We start from the raw sequence: 19,860 nt of genomic DNA, 5'->3' as shown, positions 1-19,860 counted from the left end.
GTGGGTGCGGAGGGTCGGGCCGGGGCCCCGGGCGGGCACGGGCGGGTCGGCAGTGGCTCAACTATTCCCGTTCCCGGCCCGCTTCGGAAGGCACCGCGAGGCGCGTCGTCCGACGAATATGGGTGTGGACCACTGGCGTGCCAGGGAGCCGGGTCCCCGCACGTACGCTGGCGCGATGGATCGTGATCTGACTTCGCTCGCCGCCCGGCTGCGCGCCCTGCCGCCCTCGTGCGGGCCGGTGCGGCTGATCGCGGTGGACGGGCACGCGGGGTCGGGCAAGAGCACGTTCGCCGGGCGGCTGGCCGGGGCGCTGGGCGACGCGCCGGTGGTGCACACCGACGATCTCGCCACCCACGACGAGCTGTTCGCCTGGAGCGGGCGGTTCGCCGACCAGATCCTCCGGCCGCTGTCCCGGGGCGGGACGGCGCGCTACGGCGTCTACGACTGGGTGCGCGGCGAGTTCACCGAGGAGCGCGCGCTGGCACCCGCGCCGCTGGTGCTGGTCGAGGGCGTGGGCGCGGGCCGGCGGGCGCTGCGCCCGTACCTGGCGGCCCTGTTGTGGATGGAACTGGCGAGCGAGCACTCCTGGGCAAGGGGGCGCCTCCGGGACGGGCCGGGGCTCTCCACGTTCTGGAGTGGCTGGATTCCGGCGGAGCGCGCGCACTTCGCAGCGGATCCTTCGCGTCCGTATGCCGACTTCCTGGTGCACCAGAAGCAGGTGGGGTACGAGGTACTCATGGGACCGCCCGAGGCACCCTGACCGGCCCGATATCTCACGCTCCGTAGCGGACGGCGGCCGACGGGCCGAACGGCGCCGACAGGGTCCCGCCGAGTGCCCCAACTCGGCTTGACCTGGGGGGCGTACAGGACTTACGTTCTCAATGTGCGGTTCTACGGACCGCCCGCAGACGCGAAGCCCCCGGTTGTTCCCCCGTGATCGGGGGCTTCGTTCTGTGCGAAACCACCTCTTATCGCCGCGCGGCGCCGCCCTCCCCTTACCCTGGGTCACCGCTTTCTTCGCGCCGCCACGCCGCGCACCGCCGGTCGCTCTTGCCCCGCACCGCCCTCTACGACCTGCGCCGATCCCGCGGGTACCATGCGAGTCTGTGCCACCGCAGGCCGGCACCGAGGTGCGCGCGGCGAAGGTCAACTCCCGCCCGTCGTACGCCGGTTCGCCGGGCCGCGGCCGGGCACGCGCCCGGCGGTACTCGGGGGACGTTTTGTGTGGGGGGACGGGATGGATGTCGGCACTCAGGGTTCGCCCGCCCCGGCCGAACTCGCCTGGCTGCGCGCGGTCGACGCCTACACCGTGGGCGCCTATCCGCAGGCGGAGGAGGAGTTCCGGGCCGCGGTACGACTCGATCCCTCGATGGCCGACGCCTGGCTCGGCCTGCACGCGCTGCGCGCCGACACCTCCATCGCGCTGCTGAGGATGCACCGGCACCGCGACCGCTTCGGCGAGATGCGCGCCCGCCACCGGCGCACCCTCAACTCCTGGTACTGGCTGGGCTGGTGGGTGCAGCCGGTGCTGGAGACCGGCCGCGACCTGCTGCTCGCGCACGCCTCCCACTGGCTCGACGGCCGCCATGTCGCCGAGCTGGACCAGGCGCTGGCCGGCTGCCCGCCGGTCGACACCGACCCCCAGGTGCGCTTCCTGCACGCCTGCCGCGCCTACCTCGTCAAGGACTGGGACCAGCTCGTACGGCACACCGAGCCGCTGCTCGGCGACCCGGCGCTGGGCATCGAGGCGGGGCTGTTCGGCGGGATGGCGCGGGTGCGGCTGGAGATGTACGGGCAGGCCGAGCCGCTGCTGTCGGCCGCGTTGATGCGCTGCCGCAGCGAGCAGCCGCAGCGCAAGGAGCTGCGCTACTGGCTCGCCCGCGCCCACGAGGGCACCGGCCGCAGCGCCGCGGCCCTGCCCCTCTACCGCGCGGTGCACCGCGTCGACCCGGCGTTCATGGACACCGCGGCCCGGCTCGCCGCCATCGCGGAGGGGGACGGCCTGGACGAGGACGCCGACCTCGCGACGGTCTCCGCGTCCGGCTTCGGTCAGGAGGCCGGCGCCGATCTGGCTCCGCTCGACCCGGTCGACGGCCGGGATCTGCTGGTGACCGGCGATCCGGAGGCGCCGGACGGGGAGGTCGGCGGTGTCCCCGCGGGGGGCGGCGCCGCGGCCCGGGTCAAGGCCACCGCGCCGGTGCCGCGCGGCGCCGAGCGGCTGCCCGCCGGGCCCGCCGATCCGGTGCTGCTGGAGAAGGCCCTGGCGGAACTGGAGCGGATGGTCGGCATGGAGCCGGTCAAACGGCAGGTGCGGGCACTGTCGGCCCAGCTGCGGATGGCCCGGCTGCGGGCGAGCCAGGGGATGCCGGTGCAGCCGCCGAAACGACACTTCGTCTTCTCCGGCCCCTCCGGCACCGGCAAGACGACCGTGGCCCGGATACTCGGGCGGGTCTTCTACGCCCTCGGGCTGCTGGGCGGCGACCACCTCGTGGAGGCCCAACGCTCCGATCTCGTGGGCGAGTTCCTCGGCCAGACCGCCGTCAAGGCGAATGAACTGATCGACTCGGCGCTGGGCGGGGTGCTGTTCGTCGACGAGGCGTACAGCCTGTCCAACTCCGGCTACAGCAAGGGCGACGCCTACGGCGACGAGGCGCTGCAGGTGCTGCTCAAGCGGGCCGAGGACAACCGCGACCGGCTCGTCGTCATCCTGGCCGGCTACCCGGAGGGCATGGACCGGCTGCTGGCCGCCAACCCCGGCCTGTCCTCCCGCTTCACCAGCCGCGTCGACTTCCCCAGCTACCGGCCGCTGGAGCTGACCGCGATCGGCGAGGTGCTGGCCGCCGAGAACGGCGACCGCTGGGACGAGGAGGCCCGCGACGAGCTGTGCAGCATCAGCGGTCACGTCGTCGACCAGGGCTGGATCGACGAACTGGGCAACGGCCGCTTCCTGCGTACCCTCTACGAGAAGAGCTGCGCCTACCGCGATCTGCGGCTCTCGACCTGGCGCGGCACCCCCACCCGCGACGACCTCGCCACCCTCCGCCTGCCCGACCTGATGCAGGCCTACGGCGAAGTCCTCTCCGGCCGCGGCCCGGACCTCCAGGGGCCGCCGCCGAAGGGGCTGGACCTCTAGGGGCTCGGCGTAGAGGGGCCGGTCGGCGCGGCCGGTCAGAGCTCCTGTTCGAGCTTGCTGTTCAGGGGCCGGAAGCCGCAGGCCCGGTAGAAGGAACGGGCGCCTTCGTTGAAGTCCCAGACGTCGGTGACCAGTCGTCGGCAGCCGGCGGCGCGCCCGAGGGCCCGCACCCCCTCCAGCAGCGCCGATCCGACGCCGCCGCGTGAGGCGCCCGGGGCCACGGCGATCTGCTGCAGCGAGAGGAACGTCTCCGGCCGGAAGAGGGTGCTCTCCTCCCGTCTGACGACGCGGGCCATGGCGTATCCCAGGGCTTCGCCGTCGGGCGTCTCGGCGAGGAGGAAGGTCACGTCCGGTTCCGACAGGCGCGTGGTCAGCAGCGCTTCGAGCGCGTCGGGCGAGGGCTCGCCGGCGAAGAGGTCGGGCCGGTGGCGGGCATGCGCGTCGTGGACGACCGCGTGGAGCGTCGCCAGTGCCGCGAGGTCGTCCGTCGAGGCGGCGCGGAGGGTCAGCATGTCCGCATCCTGCGCGCTCCCGGCCTCGCCGCGCCACGGGATTTCGCGGGCGGGCAGGAGCGGGACGCCCAGGGGCCAGGGATCCAGGACCCCTGGCCCGGCCCCCGCACCGGGACCCGGCACGAGCACGCCGCTCAGCGCGCCATGGCCCGGTCCTCGGACGGGAGGGGGGTCTCCTCGCGGGGCTCGCTGACCCGGTCGCGTGCCGTGGCCCCGCGGCCGCGGGCGGCGGGGGCGCGGTGGTGGGCCGGGTCGCGGACCTCGCCGACGAGCATCTCCAGGACGTCCTCCAGGGCGACCAGGCCGAGCACCCGGCCGGTCGCGTCGGCGACCGCCGCCAGGTGGGAGGCGGCGCGGCGCATGGCCGTGAGGGCGTCGTCCAGGGGCAGCTCGGCGCGCAGCGTCGTCATCGGATGCCAGATGCGCTGGGGCACCGCGCGGTCGCGTTCCTCCAGGTCGAGGACGTCCTTGACGTGCAGGTAGCCCATGTACGCGCCGCCGGGCGCACACACCGGGAAACGGGAGTACCCGGTCCGTACGGTCATCTCCTCGACCTGGCGGGGCGTCACCGTCGGTTCGACGGTGACCAGGGCCGCCCGGTCGAGGAGGACCTCGGTGACGGGCCGGCTGCCCAGTTCCAGCACGTCGGAGAGCTGTTCCTGCTCGGCCGGGTCGAGCAGGCCGGCCTGGACCGAGTCCTCGACGAGATGGTTCAGCTGCTCACTGGTGAAGACCGCCTCCACCTCGTCCTTCGGCTCCACGCGGAAGAGCCGCAGCACTCCGTGGGCGCAGGCGCCGAGCAGCGCGGTGACCGGGCGGCACAGCCGCGCGAAGGCGACGAGGCCCGGGCTGAACCACAGGGCCGTCTTCTCGGGGGCCGCCATCGCCAGGTTCTTGGGGACCATCTCGCCGATGACGAGGTGGAGGAAGACCACCAGCGCCAGGGCGATGACGTAGCCGAGCGGGTGGACCAGGGCGGCGGGCAGGTGGACCGCCTCGAAGACCGGCTCCAGGAGGTGGGCGACGGTGGGCTCGGCGACCGCACCGAGCGTCAGGGAGCAGACGGTGATGCCGAACTGGGCGGCGGCCATCATCTGCGGGAGGTTCTCCAGGCCGTGCAGCACCTGGCGGGCACGGGAGGAGCCTTCGGTCGCCAGCGGTTCGATCTGGCTGCGGCGCACCGAGACCAGGGCGAACTCGGCGCCGACGAAGAAGCCGTTGGCGAGGACGAGCAGGACCGCGAAGAGCAGCTGGACCAGGGTCATCGGGCCACCTCCGCGACCGCCGCGACGGCCTCACGGGGCGCCTCGGGTGCGGCCGGCACCGTGACGGTGGCGGTCCGCACGATCCTTATCCGCTCGGCGCGGTGGTGCGACACCAGCCGCACCCGCAGCCGCCAGCCGTCGAGTTCCGCGATGTCGCCGGGGGCCGGGATCCGGCCGAGTATGTGTGCCACCAGTCCTGCCACCGTCTCGTACGGGCCTTCCGGAGCCTCCAGGCCGATCTTGCGCAGGGTGTCGACCCGGCAGCCGCCGTCGGCGTCCCAGGCCGGGCGGCCCTCCTCGGGCGGGGCCTGGCCCAGTTCGGGCAGGTCCACCCCGTCGTGCTCGTCGCGGACCTCGCCGACCAGCTCCTCGATGATGTCCTCCAGGGTGACCACGCCGGCCGTGCCGCCGTACTCGTCGACGACCACCGCTATCGGCTGTTCGCTGCGCAGCCGCTCCAGCAGGGTCTGCACCGGCAGGGTCTCGGGCACCAGCAGCGGCGGTACCGCGATCCGGCCCGCGGGGATGCGCAGCCGGTCGTGCGCCGGGACGGCCAGCGCGTCCTTGAGGTGCACCATGCCGACGACCTCGTCGATACGGGTGTGGTAGACGGGGAAGCGGGACAGGCCGGTGGCGCGGGTCAGGTTGACCACGTCCTCGGCCGTGGCGGACGCCTGCAGGGCACTCACCCGAACGCGCGGCGTCATGACGTTCTCCGCGGTCAGGCCGCCCAGCGAGAGGGTACGGACGAACAGGTCGGCGGTGTCCTGCTCCAGGGCGCCGGCGAGGGCGGAGTGCCGGGCGAGCGAGACCAGTTCGCCGGGGGTGCGGGCAGAGGCCAGCTCGTCGGTCGGCTCCACGCCCAGGGCGCGCACCAGCCGGTTGGCAACGGTGTTCAGCAGGGTGATCACCGGGCGGAAGAAGCGGGAGAAGGCCCGCTGGGGGCCGGCGACCACGCGGGCGACGGGCAGCGGCTTGGAAACCGCCCAGTTCTTGGGCACGAGTTCGCCGACGACCATCTGGACCGCGGAGGCCAGCAGCATGCCGATGACGACGGCCGTGCCGGGGACCGCGCCCCGGGGCAGGCCGGTGGCGGCCAGCGGGCCGGACAGCAGCTCGGCCAGCGCGGGCTCGGCGAGCATGCCGACCACCAAGGAGGTGATCGTGATGCCGAGTTGGGTGCCGGAGAGCTGGAAGGAGAGTTCCCGCAGGGCGGAGACGACGGTGTGCGCGCGGCGGTCGCCGTCGGACGCGGCCCGTTCGGCGTCCGCCTTCTCGACGGTGACGAGTCCGAACTCGGCAGCGACGAAGAAACCGTTGGCCAGGATCAGGACGAGTGCCGCGGCGAGCAGCAGCAGGGGGCCGGTCATGCCGCCGCCTCCGTGGTATGCGGGGGTTGGGGAGGGACGGCGCAGGTACTACAGGACGATCCGTCCATTGCCGGAGGGAGTCACTCCTCGGGTCGGTGTGGGCCCACTGAGGGGCGGGGCGCGGGGTGCGCCCCGGAGAACAGAGTAAACAGCGCGACCCTGATTAGGGCAGGCTCAACCGGCCGTGTGGTCGACAGCACCGTGCTTCTCGGTGAGATCGCGCAGCGCACGGGCATCCCGGATGGCCTGGTCCCTGGCGATTCCGGGCTGGATGCCCATGGCGGGCAGGCTGGTGCCGTCGGCGAGGTCGAGGTGGACCCAGGGGTCGCCTTCGCGGAGGTTGACGCGCAGGACCTGGGCCCAGGCCAGGTCGCGCCGGGTGGTGAGGTTGACCACCGTGACGCCCTCCTGCCGCGCCACCACCTTGGGGCGGCTGAGCAGCAGGAGGACGGCGAGCACCAGGAGACCGGTGACCACGAAGCTGAGCCGCTCGCCGCCGGTCAGCTTCGGCAGCAGCAGCGCGATCACGGTGAGGGCGGCGAGCTGGGCGGCGCCGACGGCGTAGAGGACGGCCCGAGTGCGGGTCGGCCGGAACGTCACCGGGAGGCTGGGCAGGGGCGCGGACACGTCGTCGGGTCTTCCGTGGTGGGTGCAGCGGTGGGTACGGGGGTCGGGGGGTGCCGGGGCCGGAACCGTGCCGGCGCCCGGGTCACAGCCGGCAGGCGTGGATGCCGGTGGTCAGGATCGCGCGGGCGCCGAGGTCGTAGAGCTCGTCCATGATGCGCTGGGCGTCCTTGGACGGGACCATCGAGCGGACCGCGACCCAGCCCTCGTGGTGCAGCGGGGAGACGGTCGGCGACTCCAGGCCCGGGGTGAGGCCGACGGCCTTCTCGACGTGCTCGACCCGGATGTCATAGTCCATCATCACGTACCGGCGGGCCACCAGGACGCCCTGCATCCGGCGCAGGAACTGGCGCACCTTCGGGTCGTCGTCCGGCGCGCCGGTGCCGCGGATGACCACGGCCTCGGACTTGAGGATCGGCTCACCGATGATCTCCAGCCCGGCGTTGCGCAGGGTGGTGCCGGTCTCCACGACATCCGCGATGATCTCGGCGACGCCGAGCTGGATGGCGGTCTCCACGGCGCCGTCGAGGTGGACGACGGAGGCGTCCACGCCGTTGTCGACGAGGTGCTGACGGACCAGGCCGGAGAACGAGGTGGCGATCGTCATGCCGCCGAACTCGCTGACGTCCTTGGCGGTACCCGGGCGGGTGGCGTAGCGGAAGGTCGAGCCGGCGAAGCCGAGCTGGAGGATCTCCTCGGCCGGCGAGCCGGAGTCCAGCAGCAGGTCACGGCCGGTGATGCCGATGTCGAGCTTGCCGGAGCCGACGTAGACCGCGATGTCGCGCGGGCGCAGGAAGAAGAACTCGACCTCGTTCTCGGCGTCGACGAGGACCAGTTCCCTGCGGTCCTTGCGCTGGCGGTAGCCGGCCTCATGGAGCATCGCCGACGCAGGCTCGGACAGTGAACCCTTGTTGGGGACAGCGATGCGCAGCATGAGAGCGAGTTCCTTTGCACTGAGGGGTGTTGCGGAGGGTGCGGGTGAGGGATCAGAGGTGGGCGTAGACGTCGTCGAGGGAGATGCCCTTGGCGACCATCATGACCTGGAGGTGGTAGAGGAGCTGGGAAATCTCCTCGGCGGCGGCCTCGTCGGATTCGTACTCGGCGGCCATCCACACCTCGGCGGCCTCCTCGACGACCTTCTTGCCGATCGTATGGACGCCGGCCTGCACCAGCTCGGCGGTCCGGGAGGTGGCGGGGTCGCCCGTGGCGGCCTTCTGCTGGAGCTCGGAGAAGAGCTCCTCGAACGTCTTCTTGGACATGATGGTGACCACCCTACGCGGTCTGCGCCCGCTCCTAGCGCCAGGGCTCGGACACGGTCCGCAGCGTCGCGGCGGTGGCGACGGCGGCGGTGACGGCCTCGTGGCCCTTGTCCTCGGTGGAGCCTTCGAGGCCGGCGCGGTCGAGCGCCTGCTGTTCGGTGTCGCAGGTCAGCACGCCGAAGCCGACCGGGACACCGGTGTCCACCGACACCTGGGTCAGGCCCTGGGTGACGCCCTGGCAGACGTAGTCGAAGTGCGGGGTGCCGCCCTTGATGACCACGCCGAGGGCGACCACCGCGTCATAGCCGCGGCCGGCCAGCACCTTGGCGACGACCGGCAGCTCGAAGGCGCCGGGGACCCGCAGCAGGGTGGGCTCGTCGATGCCCAGCTCGGTCAGGGCGCGCAGTGCGCCGTCCACCAGGCCGTTCATGACCTGCTCGTGCCATTGCGCCGCGATCACGGCCACCCGCAGGTCGCCACAGTTCTTCACGGTCAGTTCGGGTGCGCCCTTGCCGCTCACGGTTCTCCTCTTACGGGTTCGATGCTGGTCGGACGAGTGGTGGTGCCGGGTGGTGGCGTGGTGCCGGGTGGCTACTGGTTGTCGCAGGCGGTGGCGGAGGGGGGCGTGGTACCGCCCGTTCCGGTGCGCGGGGTCTCCCCCGGCCGGCCGCCTTCGAAGGGCGGGGGGACGGTGGCCGCGGGGTCCAGCCAGGGCAGGTCGTGCCCCATCCGGTCCCGCTTGGTCCGCAGGTACCGCAGGTTGTGCTCGCCGGCCTTGACGGGCATCGGCTCGCGGCCGGTGACGCGCAGGCCGTACCGCACCAGGGCGGAGGTCTTCTCGGGGTTGTTGGTCATCAGGCGCAGCGAGCGCACCCCGAGGTCCTGGAGCATCTGCGCGCCGGCGGCGTAGTCGCGGGAGTCGGCGGGCAGGCCCAGTTCGAGGTTGGCGTCGAGGGTGTCGCGGCCGCGCTCCTGGAGTTCGTAGGCGCGCAGCTTGGACAGCAGTCCGATGCCGCGCCCCTCGTGGCCGCGGAGGTAGATCACCACGCCCCGGCCGGCCTCGGCGATCCGCTGCAGGGAGGCTTCCAGCTGGGGGCCGCAGTCGCAGCGCAGGGAGTGGAAGATATCGCCGGTCAGGCATTCGGAGTGGACCCTGACCAGGACGTCCTCGCCGTCGCCGAGGTCGCCGGCGACCAGCGCGATGTGCTCGACGCCGTCGGCGGTGGAGCGGTAGCCGTAGGCGGTGAACTCGCCGTGGGCGGTGGGCAGCCGGGTCTCGGCCTCGCGGCGGACGGTGGGCTCGGACGACTGCCGATAGGCGATCAGGTCCTCGATGGAGATGATCGACAGTCCGTGCTTGCGGGCGAACGGCACCAGCTCCGGCAGCCGCAGCATCGTGCCGTCCTCGCCCGCGATCTCCACGATGGCGGCGGCCGGGCGCAGTCCGGCCAGCCGGGCGAGGTCGACGCCGGCCTCGGTGTGGCCGTTGCGGACCAGCACGCCGCCGGGCCGGGCGCGCAGCGGGAAGATGTGGCCGGGCCGGACGAAGTCGCCGGCGGCCGATTCCCCGGAGGCGAGCAGTCGCAGGGTGGTGGCGCGGTCGGCGGCGGAGATGCCGGTGGTCACGCCGTGTGCCGCGGTGGCGTCGACGGAGACGGTGAAGGCGGTCCGCATCGACTCGGTGTTGTGCTCGACCATCTGCGGGAGTTCCAGGCGGTCCAGCTCCGTGCCCTCCATGGGGGCGCAGATCAGTCCGCGGCACTCGCTCATCATGAAGGCGACGATCTCGGGGGTGGCCTTCTCCGCGGCGAGAACGAGGTCGCCCTCGTTCTCGCGGTCCTCGTCGTCCACGACCACGACCGGGCGGCCGGCGGCGATGTCGGCGATGGCCTGCTCGACGGGGTCCAGCGCCAGGGCCTCGGCCTCGGCGTCGTACCAGCTCTGCACTGCGGTCATGCCGCTGCTCCTTCCAGGACGGTGCGATCGGCGGCGCGCGAGCGCAGCCACCAGTCGCGCATGCCCCACACGACGAGGGCGAGATAGACGACGTAGACGAGGCCGGAGAAGGCGAGGCCGCTGCTGAAGGCGAGCGGGACGCCGACGATGTCGACCAGCAGCCAGGCGCACCAGAACTCGACCAGTCCGCGGGCCTGGGCGACCATCGCGGCGAGCGTGCCGACGAAGATGTAGGCGTCCGGCCAGGGGTTCCAGGACAGCTGCGGGAACAGGGTGAACAGGGTGCCGACGGCCGCGGTGCCCACGGCGGTGCCGCCCAGCAGCAGGCCGCGCTCGCGCCAGCCGGCGAAGCGGACGGCGATGGAGCCGTCCTGCGCCTGCTTGCGGCCGCGCTGCCACTGCCGCCAGCCCCACAACGCCACGCCGATGACCAGGAGTTGCTTGCCGACGCCGCCGCTGAGGTGGGCGGAGGCATAGGCGGCGACGAGGATCAGGCCGGAGAGGAACTGGGCGGGCCAGGTCCAGATCGAGCGCCGCCAGCCGAGCGCCAGGGCGGCCAGACCGATGGTGTTGCCGATCATGTCCGACCAGATGACGTGCTGCCCGAAGGCCGTGAACGCCGTTCCGTTCAGCGTGTCGAGGACGCTCACCGGTCCATCTCCTTGATCTCGTCAAGGTCGCCGCGGTCGTCGGAACCCCGGCCGAGCAGCCGCTCGACGTACTTGGCGAGGACGTCGACCTCCAGGTTGACCGGGTCGCCGGCCTTCTTGATGCCCAGGGTGGTCAGGGCGAGGGTGGTGGGGATGAGGCTGATGGTGAAGTAGTCGTCGGCGGCGTCGACGACGGTGAGGCTGACCCCGTCGACGGTGATCGAGCCCTTCTCGACGACATAGCGGGACAGCGCGGCCGGCAGCGCGATCTTGACGATCTCCCAGTGCTCCGCGGGGGTGCGGTCGACGATGGTGCCGGTGCCGTCGACATGCCCCTGGACGAGGTGCCCGCCCAGCCGCCCGCCGAGCGCCATCGGGCGCTCCAGGTTGACCCGCGAGCCGGCGGCCAGCGCGCCGAGGCTGGAGCGGTGGAGGGTCTCGGCCATCACATCGGCGGTGAACTCACCGTCGGCGGTGTCCACGACCGTCAGACAGACGCCGTTGACGGCGATCGAGTCGCCGTGCTTGGCGTCCTCCGTGACGACGGGGCCGCGCAGTCGGAAACGGGAGCTGTCGCCGAGGTTCTCGATGGCGGCGACCTCGCCCAGTTCTTCGACGATTCCGGTGAACACGTCAGTTCTCCTCGTTCAGGGCGTGGCGGATGGGGGTGGCGGTGATGCGCAGGTCGGGGCCGAGCCGTTCGGTGCCGGTCACGTCGAGCCGCAACGCCTGGGCGATGGTGGTGATTCCGGCGTCGCCGACGGCGGCGGGCCCGGCGCCGAGCAGCACCGGGGCGAGGTAGCCGACGACCTTGTCGACGGCCCCGGCGGCGAGGAAGGCCCCGGCGAGCGTGGGTCCGCCTTCGAGCAGGACGGAACGCACCTCGCGTTCGTGGAGGGCCTGGAGCAGTGCGGGGATGTGCAGGCCGCGCCCGTCGGCGGCGCGCGGCAGCCGGACGATCGGGGCGAGCCCTTCGAGGTGGCCGGCGTCGGCGTCCTCGGCGACCGCGATCAGGGTGGGCGCGGTGCCGTCCAGGACGCGGGCGCCGGCCTTGACGGCGGTGGCGCCGGAGTCGACGACGACCCGCAGCGGCTGGCTGACCTCGTCGTCGGCGAGCCCGCTGATCCGGGCGCCGAGCTGCGGGTCGTCGGCGCGGGCGGTGCCGGAGCCGACGATGACGGCATCCGAGGCGGCCCGCAGCCGGTGCACATCGGCGCGCGACTGGGGCGAGGAGATCCAGCGGCTGGTGCCGTCGGCGGCGGCGATCCGGCCGTCGAGGGTGGCGGCGTACTTCCACAGGACGAACGGGCGGCGGCGCAGGACCGAGGTCAGCCAGGCCTCGTTGCCGGCGGCGGCCTCGTCGGCGAGCAGCCCGCCCTCGACGTCGACGCCTGCGTCGGCCAGGGTGACGGCGCCGCCGGTGGCCGTCGGGTTGGGATCGGAGACGGCGTAGACGACGCGCGCGATCCCGGCGTCGATCAGCGCCTGGGCGCAGGGGCCGGTGCGGCCGGTGTGGTTGCAGGGTTCGAGGGTGACCAGTGCGGTGCCGCCGCGGGCCCGCTCGCCGGCGGCGCGCAGGGCATGGACCTCGGCGTGCGGGCCGCCGGCCCGCTGGTGCCAGCCCTCGCCGGCGGTGCGGCCGGCGGAGTCCAGGACGACGCAGCCGACGACCGGGTTCGGGCTGGTGTGCCCGAGGCCGCGGGCGGCGAGCTCGATGGCTCGGCGCATCGCCGCGGTCTCGACGGGGGCTGCGGTGGCCACCGGGTCCTCCTGCCTCTCAGGGCACGGACTCCGGGGCTGTCTGGACGACAGAAAGCGGAACAACGCCACGGGAACACCGCGCCGGAAAGGAGAACCCGTCCGGAAAAACCGGACGCGCCGCCGACGGCGGTGTACCGAAGCTGGCCCGCCGCGCACTGCCTCCCATCCGGACTTTCACCGTCGGTGCAGGAATTTCACCTGCTCAACCGGCCGCTGGCTGCGGACGGGTCGCGGACTGTTACCGCCGGTTCGGAATTACACCGACCCCGGAGTGCGCTGCTGCTCTTATGTCAGTACAGCTTCAGTCTGCCACGGCCGGTAGTCGCCCATGCGGGCGAAGCGCTGTGGGCTGCCTCACAGACCTCCGGCGCGCCGCGTGTCACACGGCGGCCCGCGTGCTTCGTCATAACGGAGACGTCCACATCCCTTCTCCCCTCAAGGACTGATCCTCGATGGCGACAATTCTGGTGACCGGCGGCACCGGCACCCTCGGGCGGGCCCTGGTCGACCGGCTGCTCGGCGACGGCCATGACGTCCGGTCGCTGAGCCGGCGCCCGCACACCGGCACGGCGCGGCCGCGACCGCGGTCGTACGCGGTCGACCTGCGCGACGGGACGGGCCTGCCCGAGGCACTGGCGGGCGTGGAGACGGTGGTGCACTGCGCCTCGACGCCGTCCGGCGGGGACACCGAGGCGGCGGGGCGGCTGATCGCGGCGGCCAGGGCGGCGGGCGTGGCGCACCTGGTGTACATCTCGATCGTCGGCGTGGACTTGGTCCCGATCCGCTACTACCGCACCAAGCTCGCCGTGGAGCGCCTGATCGAGGGCTCCGGGCTCGGCTGGACGGTACTGCGGACGACGCAGTTGCACGACCTGGTGCTCCGCGTGATCAAGGCGGGCACCCGGTCGCCGGTGCTCCCGGTACCGACGGGGGTGCGGGTGCAGCCGGTCGAGGTGGGGGAAGTCGCGGACCGGCTGGCGGAGTTGGCGGCCGGCGGGCCGGCCGGACGGGTCGCCGACCTGGGCGGTCCCGAGGTGCTGGACGCCCGGGATCTCGTCCGGGCCACGCTGGCGGCGGGCGGGCGGCGCCGGCTGCTGATGCCGCTGTGGCTGCCGGGCGCCTCCGCCGCGGCACTGCGCCGCGGCGGCAACCTCACCCCGGAACACGCCGACGGCCGCCGGACCTACGCCGAGTTCCTCGCGGCCCGTACGGGGGACGCGGCGCGGCGCTGACCGGCCGCCCGGGTGCCGCCGCACCTGCCACGCGGCCGGGTGGGGGAAGCAGTTGGCGCACTCTCCAACCAGCAGGGCGGGGACGGAAGCTGGCGTGCTCCGGCCGCCTCCGCCGGTCAGCCCGTGGGCGTGAACAGGTCGTCCTGGGCGGCGTCGCGGGCGGCGAGGACGGCACCGCGCAGCACCGCCCGACCGCCGACCGTCCCCGCGCGCACGTCGGTGCGCAGCGGGGAGAGCCGGGCCAGCTGCGCACCGACCCGTCCGGCGAGTTCCTCGCCGCCGCGGCGGCCGATCTCCCCGCCGAGGACGACACACCCGGGGTCGAGCACGGCGCACACCGCCGCCACGCCGAGGGCGAGCCGCGCGGCCAGCGCGTCCAGGAACGCCGCGCCCGTGTCGCCGGCGGACAGGGCGGCCCGTACGACGGCTTCGGCGGGCGGGGCGTCCGCGTCGGCCACGGCGGACGGGGTGCCGGCCGCGGCTCCGGACGGGGGTGCGGTCGCCGTCCCCGGTCCGGTGCCGGGCGCGGCGGGCAGGCCGTGTTCCGCCGCGAGGGCGCAGATCGCGGCGGAGCCGGCCAGGGAGTGGAAGCCGCCGTCGCAGCCGCTCGCCGTGGGCAGGGCGGCGGTGCCGGGGACCGGCAGGAAGCCGATCTCGCCGGTGCCGCCCGAGGCGCCGCGCCGCAGCGTGCCGTCCAGGACCACGGCGGCACCGGTGCCGTGGCCGAGCCAGAGCAGGACGAAGGTGTCGCGGTCGCGGGCCGCGCCGTCGCGCTGCTCGGCGATGGCGGCGAGGTTGACCTCGTTCTCCAGCAGCACCGGGGCGGCGTGCCGGGCGCGCAGCTCACCGACCAGCGCGGCGTGCCAGGACGGGATCCAGTCGGTGCCGCCGAGCCGCCCGGTGGCCGGGTCGACCAGGCCGGGGGCGCCGACGGCGATGGTGTGCGGCTGGTGGGCGCCCGCGGCGGCGAGGGACTTGTCCATGACGGCGAGGGCGGTGGAGACGGCCGTGCCGGGCGTGTCGTCGGGGCCGACGGGGGCGGTGCGTTCGTCGCGCACCTCGCCGAGGAGGTCGGCGACCGCGACGGTGACACTGTGGGTCCGCAGGTCGAGGCCGACGAGATGGGCCCGGTCGGCGACGATCCCGTAGAGCCGGGCGTTGGGGCCGCGCCGCTGCGCACCGCTCTCGCCGACCACGGTGATCAGCCCGGCGTCCTGGAGGCGTTCGACGAGGTCCGCCACGGTCGGCCGGGACAGGCCGGTCAGCGACTTGAGCTGACCTGCCGTCAAGGGCCCCTCGGACTGCAGGAGTTGCAGTGCCAGACGGTCATTGATGAGCCGTGCGGTGGCCGGAGAGGCGGTGCGGCCGGCGGCTGCCGTGCGCGGTGCGTGCATGACGTGAGTCTTTCATTCCGGCGGACCAACACCCTTATTATCAGGCAGGGTTCCTGATAGTTTACGCGCCATGACTGGCAACCGTGCCTCCCGGGACGTCACCACCCCGCTCCCCCACGCCGGACTGCGCCGCGCGCGGTGGTCGGTGGCCCTGGTGTTCCTCGCCCACGGCGCGGTCACCGGCAACTTCGCCACCCGCATCCCCTGGATCCAGGACCACACCGGGATCTCTCCGGGCCAGCTCGGCCTGGCGCTCGCGTTCCCCGCGATCGGCGCGTCCCTCGCGATGCCGCTGGCCGGCCGGATCAGCCACCGCTTCGGCGCGCGCACCGCGCTGCGCGGCCTGCTCGCGCTGTGGACCCTCTCGCTCGTCCTGCCCGCCCTCTCCCCCGACGTGTACGCGCTGTGCCCCGCGCTGCTCGTGTACGGCGCGGCCTCCGGGATGTCGGACGTCGCGATGAACGCGCTGGGCGTGGAGACCGAGGACCGGCTCGGCAAGCCGATCATGTCGGGGCTGCACGGCATGTGGAGCGCGGGCGCCCTGCTCGGCTCGGCGGCCGGCACCGTCGCCGCGCACGCCGGGTGGGACGCCCGGCTCCATCTGGCCGGTGCGGCGCTCGTGTTGACCCTGCTCGGCACGCTCGCCTGCCGGGGCGTGATGGATCTGCGCAGCGCCCCCGAGGAGCATCCGCCGCCGCGCTTCGCGCTGCCGCCGCGATCGGCGCTGCTCATCGGGGCCGTAGGGTTCTGCGCGGTCTTCGCCGAGGGCGCCGGCCTGGACTGGTCGGCGGTCTACCTCCGGGACGAACTCGGCACCGATGCGGGCCTGGCGGCCGCGTCGACCACCGCCTTCGCCTGCACCATGGCCGCCGCGCGGCTGGCCGGGGACAGGGTGGTGGCGCGCTTCGGCGCGGTGCGCACGGTGCGGGCCGGCGGGGTGCTGGCGGCGTCCGGCGGCCTGTTGATCATCGCGGCGCGGCAGCCGGCCCTGGCGATGGGCGGATTCGGCCTGATGGGCCTGGGAATCGCGGTCGTGGTGCCGCTGGCCTTTGCGGCCGCCGGGCGCAGCGGCCCCGCGCCCAGCCAGGCGATCGCTGGCGTCGCCACGATCACCTACACCTCCGGGCTGATCGCCCCGTCCGCGATCGGCGGCATCGCCCAGGCGACATCGCTGACGATGTCGTTCGCGCTGGTCACGGCGCTGGCATGCGGACTGATGCTGGGCGCGCGGGTACTGGGGGTGCCGAGCCGCACGACGTCCGGCGCCGCCCCCGCGCCGACCGGCGATCTGGAACGGTCGTGAGTGCGGCGGGTCGGCCTCGCCGGGCGCGGCGGCCGAGAGTCCGGCTGCCCCTGGTCGCCGACGACGGGGCACGCACGAGCGCGGCCGCCGCAGGCAGCCGCTCTCGTGAGCCCGGCCGCTCGACGACGGCGGCCGATCGGCGGCCCGACGGCGCCCCGGCGACGGCTCAGGCCGCGTCCGCCCCGGCGCCCGTGGCCGCCTCCTCCGGCCGGAGGAGCCCGGCCGCGATGGTCCGGGCGCGGTCGGACCAGGGGGTGGGGCGCAGCGTCTGCGCGTCGATGCGGACCAGCACCCGGTGTCCCTGGGCGTAGGTCTCGGTGCCGTCGGCCGAGCAGAGCCGGAAGCCGTAGGTGAGGCCGGTGCGGCCGAGGCGGGAGACCCACAGGTGCGCCGCGTAGCGGCCCGGCCGGGTGACCGGGCGCTCGTAGGAGACGCGCATCTCCTTGATGACGTTGCACATGTCGCCCGCCGCGGCCCAGTCGCCGTCGAAGCTGAACCCGTGGCCGTGCCAGTACTCCGCCCAGGCGCGCTCGGCCAGCAGCGGGTAGCGGGAGTTGTGGAGCATGCCGAGCGCGTCGAGGTCGTCGAAGTGGACGGTGACGGGGACCAGTTCGCCGTACGGGACGGTGGTGGTCTGCAGGGCTTCGACGCTCACGGGTGGTGCTCCTGGGGTCGGGGGCGCCGGCGGGCGCTGTAGAGGTGGATGGTGCTGGCGGTGCGGGTGGGGCTCGTGTGAGGAGCCGGAACCATCGTAAGCGGCTGCTTAGCATGCTCGGTCCGGCGGGACGCGGGGCGCGGTGACCAGGGCCGGAGCAGGGCACCGTGGAGACGGCGTCGTGACGGAGGCCATAGCGAAGGCCAACCGGGGCACCTCGTGAGATAGCGGGAGGAAGCGGATTTACCCCGCACTAACATTGCCCGGTCATCACCGTGTGAAGAAGTGGAGCAGTCATGGGCCTCGGCGTGCGCTGGACCGTGCATGGCGACGGGCGCAACCCGGCCCCTGGAGCAGTGGTCCGGCCGGACGAGCGGCTGTCGTGGCCGCGCACCGTCGGCCTGGGCGCGCAGCATGTCGTCGCGATGTTCGGCGCGAGTTTCGTCGCCCCCGTGCTGATGGGGCTGGACCCCAACCTCGCGATCATGATGTCCGGCGTGGCGACGGTCATCTTCCTGCTGTCCACTCGCGGCCGGATCCCCTCGTACCTGGGCTGTTCACTCTCGTTCGTCGGGGTCGCCGCGGTGATCCGGGCGCAGGGCGGCACCAGCGCCACCGTCACCGGCGCGGTCCTGGTCGTCGGGGTCGCGCTCTTCCTCGTCGGCGTGGCCGTCCAGCGGTTCGGCGCGCGGATCATCCACACCGCGATGCCGCCGGTGGTCACCGGCGCGGTGGTGATGCTGATCGGCTTCAACCTGGCGCCGGTCACGGCACGCACCTACTGGCCGCAGGACCAGTGGGTGGCGCTGCTGACCATGCTGTTCACCGGGTTCGCCGTGGTCTGCCTGCGCGGCTTCTGGTCGCGTATCGCGATCTTCCTCGGGCTGGTCTTCGGCTACGGCGTCTCATGGGTCTTCGACCGGGCCTTCGGGATGATCCACTCGGTGGACGGCTCGGGGAAGGTCACCGACCACTGGCGGCTGGACTTCTCCGCCGTCGGCACGGCCGACTGGATCGGGCTGCCGCACTTCCACGGGCCCAGTTTCCAGTGGTCGGCGGTCCTGGTCGCGCTGCCCGTCGTGATCGCGCTGGTCGCGGAGAACGCCGGACACGTCAAGGCCGTCGGCGAGATGACCGGCGACCCCCTGGACGACAAGCTGGGCACCGCGATTTCCGCCGACGGCGCGGCATCGGTGCTCTCCACCGCACTCGGCGGCCCGCCCAACACCACGTACTCCGAGAACATCGGCGTGATGGCGGCGACCCGCGTCTACTCGACCGCCGCCTACTGGGCGGCCGCCGGCTTCGCGCTCCTCTTCGGCCTGTGCCCGAAGTTCGGCGCCGTCGTCGCGGCGATCCCCGGCGGGGTGCTGGGCGGCATCACCGTCATCCTGTACGGCATGATCGGCCTGCTGGGCGCCCAGATCTGGGTGCACAACAAGGTGGATCTGCGCAATCCGCTCCACCTCGTGCCGGTCGCCGCGGGCGTGATCATCGGCGTCGGCGGGGTGAGCCTGCGGATCAGCGAACACTTCGAACTGAGCGGCATCGCCCTGGGCACGATCGTGGTGCTCACCGGCTACCACGGGCTGCGCGCCTGCGCCCCCGCACACCTCAAGCCGCAGGCGCCGCTGCTGGACGAGGGCACCTCTTCGTACGACAAGGACTGACGGGGCGGCAGCCGGCCGGGACCGGAGGCGGAACGGCCGGCAGCCGACGGCGGCCGCCGGAGGCAGTGCTGTCGGCGCGCCACCGCCAACGAGGCGCGCCGCCCGTTACCCCGTTCCGGTCAACGGCCGCGCGCACCCCTCTCCATGCGTAACCGCAGTGTCACGCTGGGTGGATGACGACCACGCAGCGCCCTTCCCGCCCCGACCGTCCGTCCCCGGCCACGGGACCCGCCGCCCGGCCCCCCACCGGCCCGCACACCGCGACCGGCACGGAATCCGCCACCGCCCCGGGTGTCGCCGGGGTACTGGCCCGGATGCGGGCGCTGGCCGCCGCGCTGCCCGCCGAGGACGGGGTGGCCGTCTTCAACGGGGTCTACCTGGCGGTCACCGAGGCCGTCGCGCATCGCCTCGGGGACGGCGGGTTCCAGGACCCGGCGACCGCGGGCGAGCTGGACCTCCGCTTCGCGCGGCGGTACTTCGACGCGGTGGACGCCACTGCCGGGGGCCGCCGGCCGCCCGCCTGCTGGCGGCCCCTCTTCCAGCTCCGCCGGCACCCCGGTGTGCGTCCGCTGCAGTTCGCCCTCGCCGGGATCAACGCCCACATCGGCCACGATCTGGCGCTGGCGGTGCTGGACACCTGCCGGGCGCTGGAGTGCGAACCGGCCGCGCTGGAAGCCGACTTCGACCGGGTCGGCGCGCTGCTGACGAGCCTGGAGGAGCGGATCCGCGAGCAGCTGATGCCCGGCCCCGACGTACTGGACGTCGCCGATCCGCTGACGCATCTGATCGGGTCGTGGAGCCTGGACAAGGCCAGGGACGGCGCCTGGGTGGCGGCCAGGGCACTGTGGAGCGTCCGCCGGCTGCCGGAGGTGGCCGAGGAACTCACCGAGCGGCTGGACGCCGGGGTGGGACTGGTCGGGCGGATGCTGCTGACTCCGCTGCCCGGCTGAACCCGCGGGACACCCGCGACGCCGAGGAGCTGACGGCCCTGGCCGCGGAGGTGTACACGGCGGCACGGGCGGCGGGGGTCTAGCCTCCGGCCGGCCGGGCCCCGTCAACCACTGTCCCCGCCGGCC

At 73.5% G+C, this 19,860-nt stretch carries 19 protein-coding genes and 1 riboswitch; of the genes, 6 read left to right on the top strand and 13 right to left on the bottom strand.

The genetic code is table 11. The annotated features are described in order from the left end of the window. Nucleotides 1–175: 175 nt before the first annotated feature. Both K7396_RS30125 and K7396_RS30120 read left to right on the top strand, forming a co-directional pair. Nucleotides 176–760 carry a uridine kinase family protein gene (locus K7396_RS30125; protein WP_086718306.1) on the top strand — a complete coding sequence of 195 codons (585 nt, stop codon included), beginning with the start codon at nucleotides 176–178 and terminating at the stop codon, nucleotides 758–760. Between the two features lie 477 nt (nucleotides 761–1,237). Further along, nucleotides 1,238–3,133, top strand: a complete 1,896-nt coding sequence (locus tag K7396_RS30120; protein ID WP_086718305.1) for an AAA family ATPase — start codon at nucleotides 1,238–1,240, stop codon at nucleotides 3,131–3,133. 35 nt (nucleotides 3,134–3,168) lie between these two features. Here K7396_RS30120 and K7396_RS30115 read toward each other — a convergent pair whose 3' ends face one another. The 11 genes from K7396_RS30115 to ribD form a co-directional block, all read right to left on the bottom strand. Beyond that, entirely contained in the window at nucleotides 3,169–3,645 is a 477-nt protein-coding gene (locus K7396_RS30115) for a GNAT family N-acetyltransferase (RefSeq protein ID WP_086718304.1), read from the bottom strand. A gap of 134 nt (nucleotides 3,646–3,779) precedes the next feature. After that, nucleotides 3,780–4,910: a hemolysin family protein gene (locus tag K7396_RS30110; protein ID WP_086721515.1), complete on the bottom strand. Its 1,131-nt coding sequence runs from the start codon at nucleotides 4,908–4,910 to the stop codon at nucleotides 3,780–3,782. Beyond that, nucleotides 4,907–6,280 carry a hemolysin family protein gene (locus K7396_RS30105; RefSeq protein WP_086721516.1) on the bottom strand — a complete coding sequence of 458 codons (1,374 nt, stop codon included), beginning with the start codon at nucleotides 6,278–6,280 and terminating at the stop codon, nucleotides 4,907–4,909. Before K7396_RS30105 ends, K7396_RS30110 begins: the two co-directional genes overlap by 4 nt. A gap of 174 nt (nucleotides 6,281–6,454) precedes the next feature. Further along, a complete protein-coding gene (locus K7396_RS30100; RefSeq protein WP_086721517.1) occupies nucleotides 6,455–6,907 on the bottom strand; it encodes a PH domain-containing protein in 453 nt (150 codons plus the stop codon). An 82-nt stretch (nucleotides 6,908–6,989) separates the two neighbouring features. Continuing rightward, entirely contained in the window at nucleotides 6,990–7,838 is an 849-nt protein-coding gene (hisG, locus tag K7396_RS30095; protein ID WP_086720684.1) for an ATP phosphoribosyltransferase, read from the bottom strand. A gap of 52 nt (nucleotides 7,839–7,890) precedes the next feature. Next, nucleotides 7,891–8,163, bottom strand: coding sequence for a phosphoribosyl-ATP diphosphatase (locus K7396_RS30090; protein WP_086720687.1), 273 nt, complete (start codon nucleotides 8,161–8,163; stop codon nucleotides 7,891–7,893). Nucleotides 8,164–8,197: 34 nt separating this feature from the next. Further along, nucleotides 8,198–8,683, bottom strand: coding sequence for a 6,7-dimethyl-8-ribityllumazine synthase (ribH, locus tag K7396_RS30085; RefSeq protein ID WP_086720683.1), 486 nt, complete (start codon nucleotides 8,681–8,683; stop codon nucleotides 8,198–8,200). 71 nt (nucleotides 8,684–8,754) lie between these two features. Then, nucleotides 8,755–10,119, bottom strand: a complete 1,365-nt coding sequence (locus K7396_RS30080; protein ID WP_223660238.1) for a bifunctional 3,4-dihydroxy-2-butanone-4-phosphate synthase/GTP cyclohydrolase II — start codon at nucleotides 10,117–10,119, stop codon at nucleotides 8,755–8,757. Beyond that, nucleotides 10,116–10,769: a nicotinamide mononucleotide transporter family protein gene (locus tag K7396_RS30075; protein ID WP_086720682.1), complete on the bottom strand. Its 654-nt coding sequence runs from the start codon at nucleotides 10,767–10,769 to the stop codon at nucleotides 10,116–10,118. Before K7396_RS30075 ends, K7396_RS30080 begins: the two co-directional genes overlap by 4 nt. Beyond that, nucleotides 10,766–11,401 (bottom strand): riboflavin synthase, encoded by a 636-nt coding sequence (locus K7396_RS30070; protein ID WP_086720681.1) that lies wholly within the window; start codon nucleotides 11,399–11,401, stop codon nucleotides 10,766–10,768. Before K7396_RS30070 ends, K7396_RS30075 begins: the two co-directional genes overlap by 4 nt. Nucleotide 11,402: 1 nt before the next feature. Further along, a complete protein-coding gene (ribD, locus tag K7396_RS30065; RefSeq protein WP_086720686.1) occupies nucleotides 11,403–12,497 on the bottom strand; it encodes a bifunctional diaminohydroxyphosphoribosylaminopyrimidine deaminase/5-amino-6-(5-phosphoribosylamino)uracil reductase RibD in 1,095 nt (364 codons plus the stop codon). Between the two features lie 181 nt (nucleotides 12,498–12,678). Then, nucleotides 12,679–12,809, bottom strand: a riboswitch (FMN riboswitch). Nucleotides 12,810–12,982: 173 nt separating this feature from the next. Here ribD and K7396_RS30060 point away from each other — a divergent pair. Continuing rightward, nucleotides 12,983–13,762 (top strand): SDR family oxidoreductase, encoded by a 780-nt coding sequence (locus tag K7396_RS30060; RefSeq protein WP_086720680.1) that lies wholly within the window; start codon nucleotides 12,983–12,985, stop codon nucleotides 13,760–13,762. Between the two features lie 116 nt (nucleotides 13,763–13,878). Here K7396_RS30060 and K7396_RS30055 read toward each other — a convergent pair whose 3' ends face one another. After that, nucleotides 13,879–15,156 carry an ROK family transcriptional regulator gene (locus tag K7396_RS30055; protein WP_086720679.1) on the bottom strand — a complete coding sequence of 426 codons (1,278 nt, stop codon included), beginning with the start codon at nucleotides 15,154–15,156 and terminating at the stop codon, nucleotides 13,879–13,881. A gap of 70 nt (nucleotides 15,157–15,226) precedes the next feature. Between K7396_RS30055 and K7396_RS30050 the strand changes: the two genes are divergently transcribed. After that, on the top strand, nucleotides 15,227–16,459 hold the full coding sequence (locus K7396_RS30050) for an MFS transporter (RefSeq protein WP_086720678.1): 1,233 nt from the start codon (nucleotides 15,227–15,229) through the stop codon (nucleotides 16,457–16,459). A 166-nt stretch (nucleotides 16,460–16,625) separates the two neighbouring features. On the opposite strand, the gene K7396_RS30045 is transcribed toward K7396_RS30050, so the two are convergent. After that, nucleotides 16,626–17,114 (bottom strand): acyl-CoA thioesterase, encoded by a 489-nt coding sequence (locus tag K7396_RS30045; RefSeq protein ID WP_107421244.1) that lies wholly within the window; start codon nucleotides 17,112–17,114, stop codon nucleotides 16,626–16,628. Nucleotides 17,115–17,410: 296 nt separating this feature from the next. On the opposite strand from K7396_RS30045, the gene K7396_RS30040 reads away from it, so the two are divergent. Both K7396_RS30040 and K7396_RS30035 read left to right on the top strand, forming a co-directional pair. Next, complete coding sequence (locus K7396_RS30040) at nucleotides 17,411–18,784, top strand: uracil-xanthine permease family protein (protein WP_152105210.1); 1,374 nt, start codon at nucleotides 17,411–17,413, stop codon at nucleotides 18,782–18,784. A gap of 173 nt (nucleotides 18,785–18,957) precedes the next feature. Continuing rightward, a complete protein-coding gene (locus K7396_RS30035; protein WP_223660237.1) occupies nucleotides 18,958–19,734 on the top strand; it encodes a DUF5995 family protein in 777 nt (258 codons plus the stop codon). Nucleotides 19,735–19,860 lie beyond the last annotated feature (126 nt).

The organism is Streptomyces angustmyceticus, from assembly GCF_019933235.1.
Lineage (GTDB): Bacteria > Actinomycetota > Actinomycetes > Streptomycetales > Streptomycetaceae > Streptomyces > Streptomyces angustmyceticus.
This window is presented reverse-complemented; position numbering and strand designations above follow the sequence as displayed.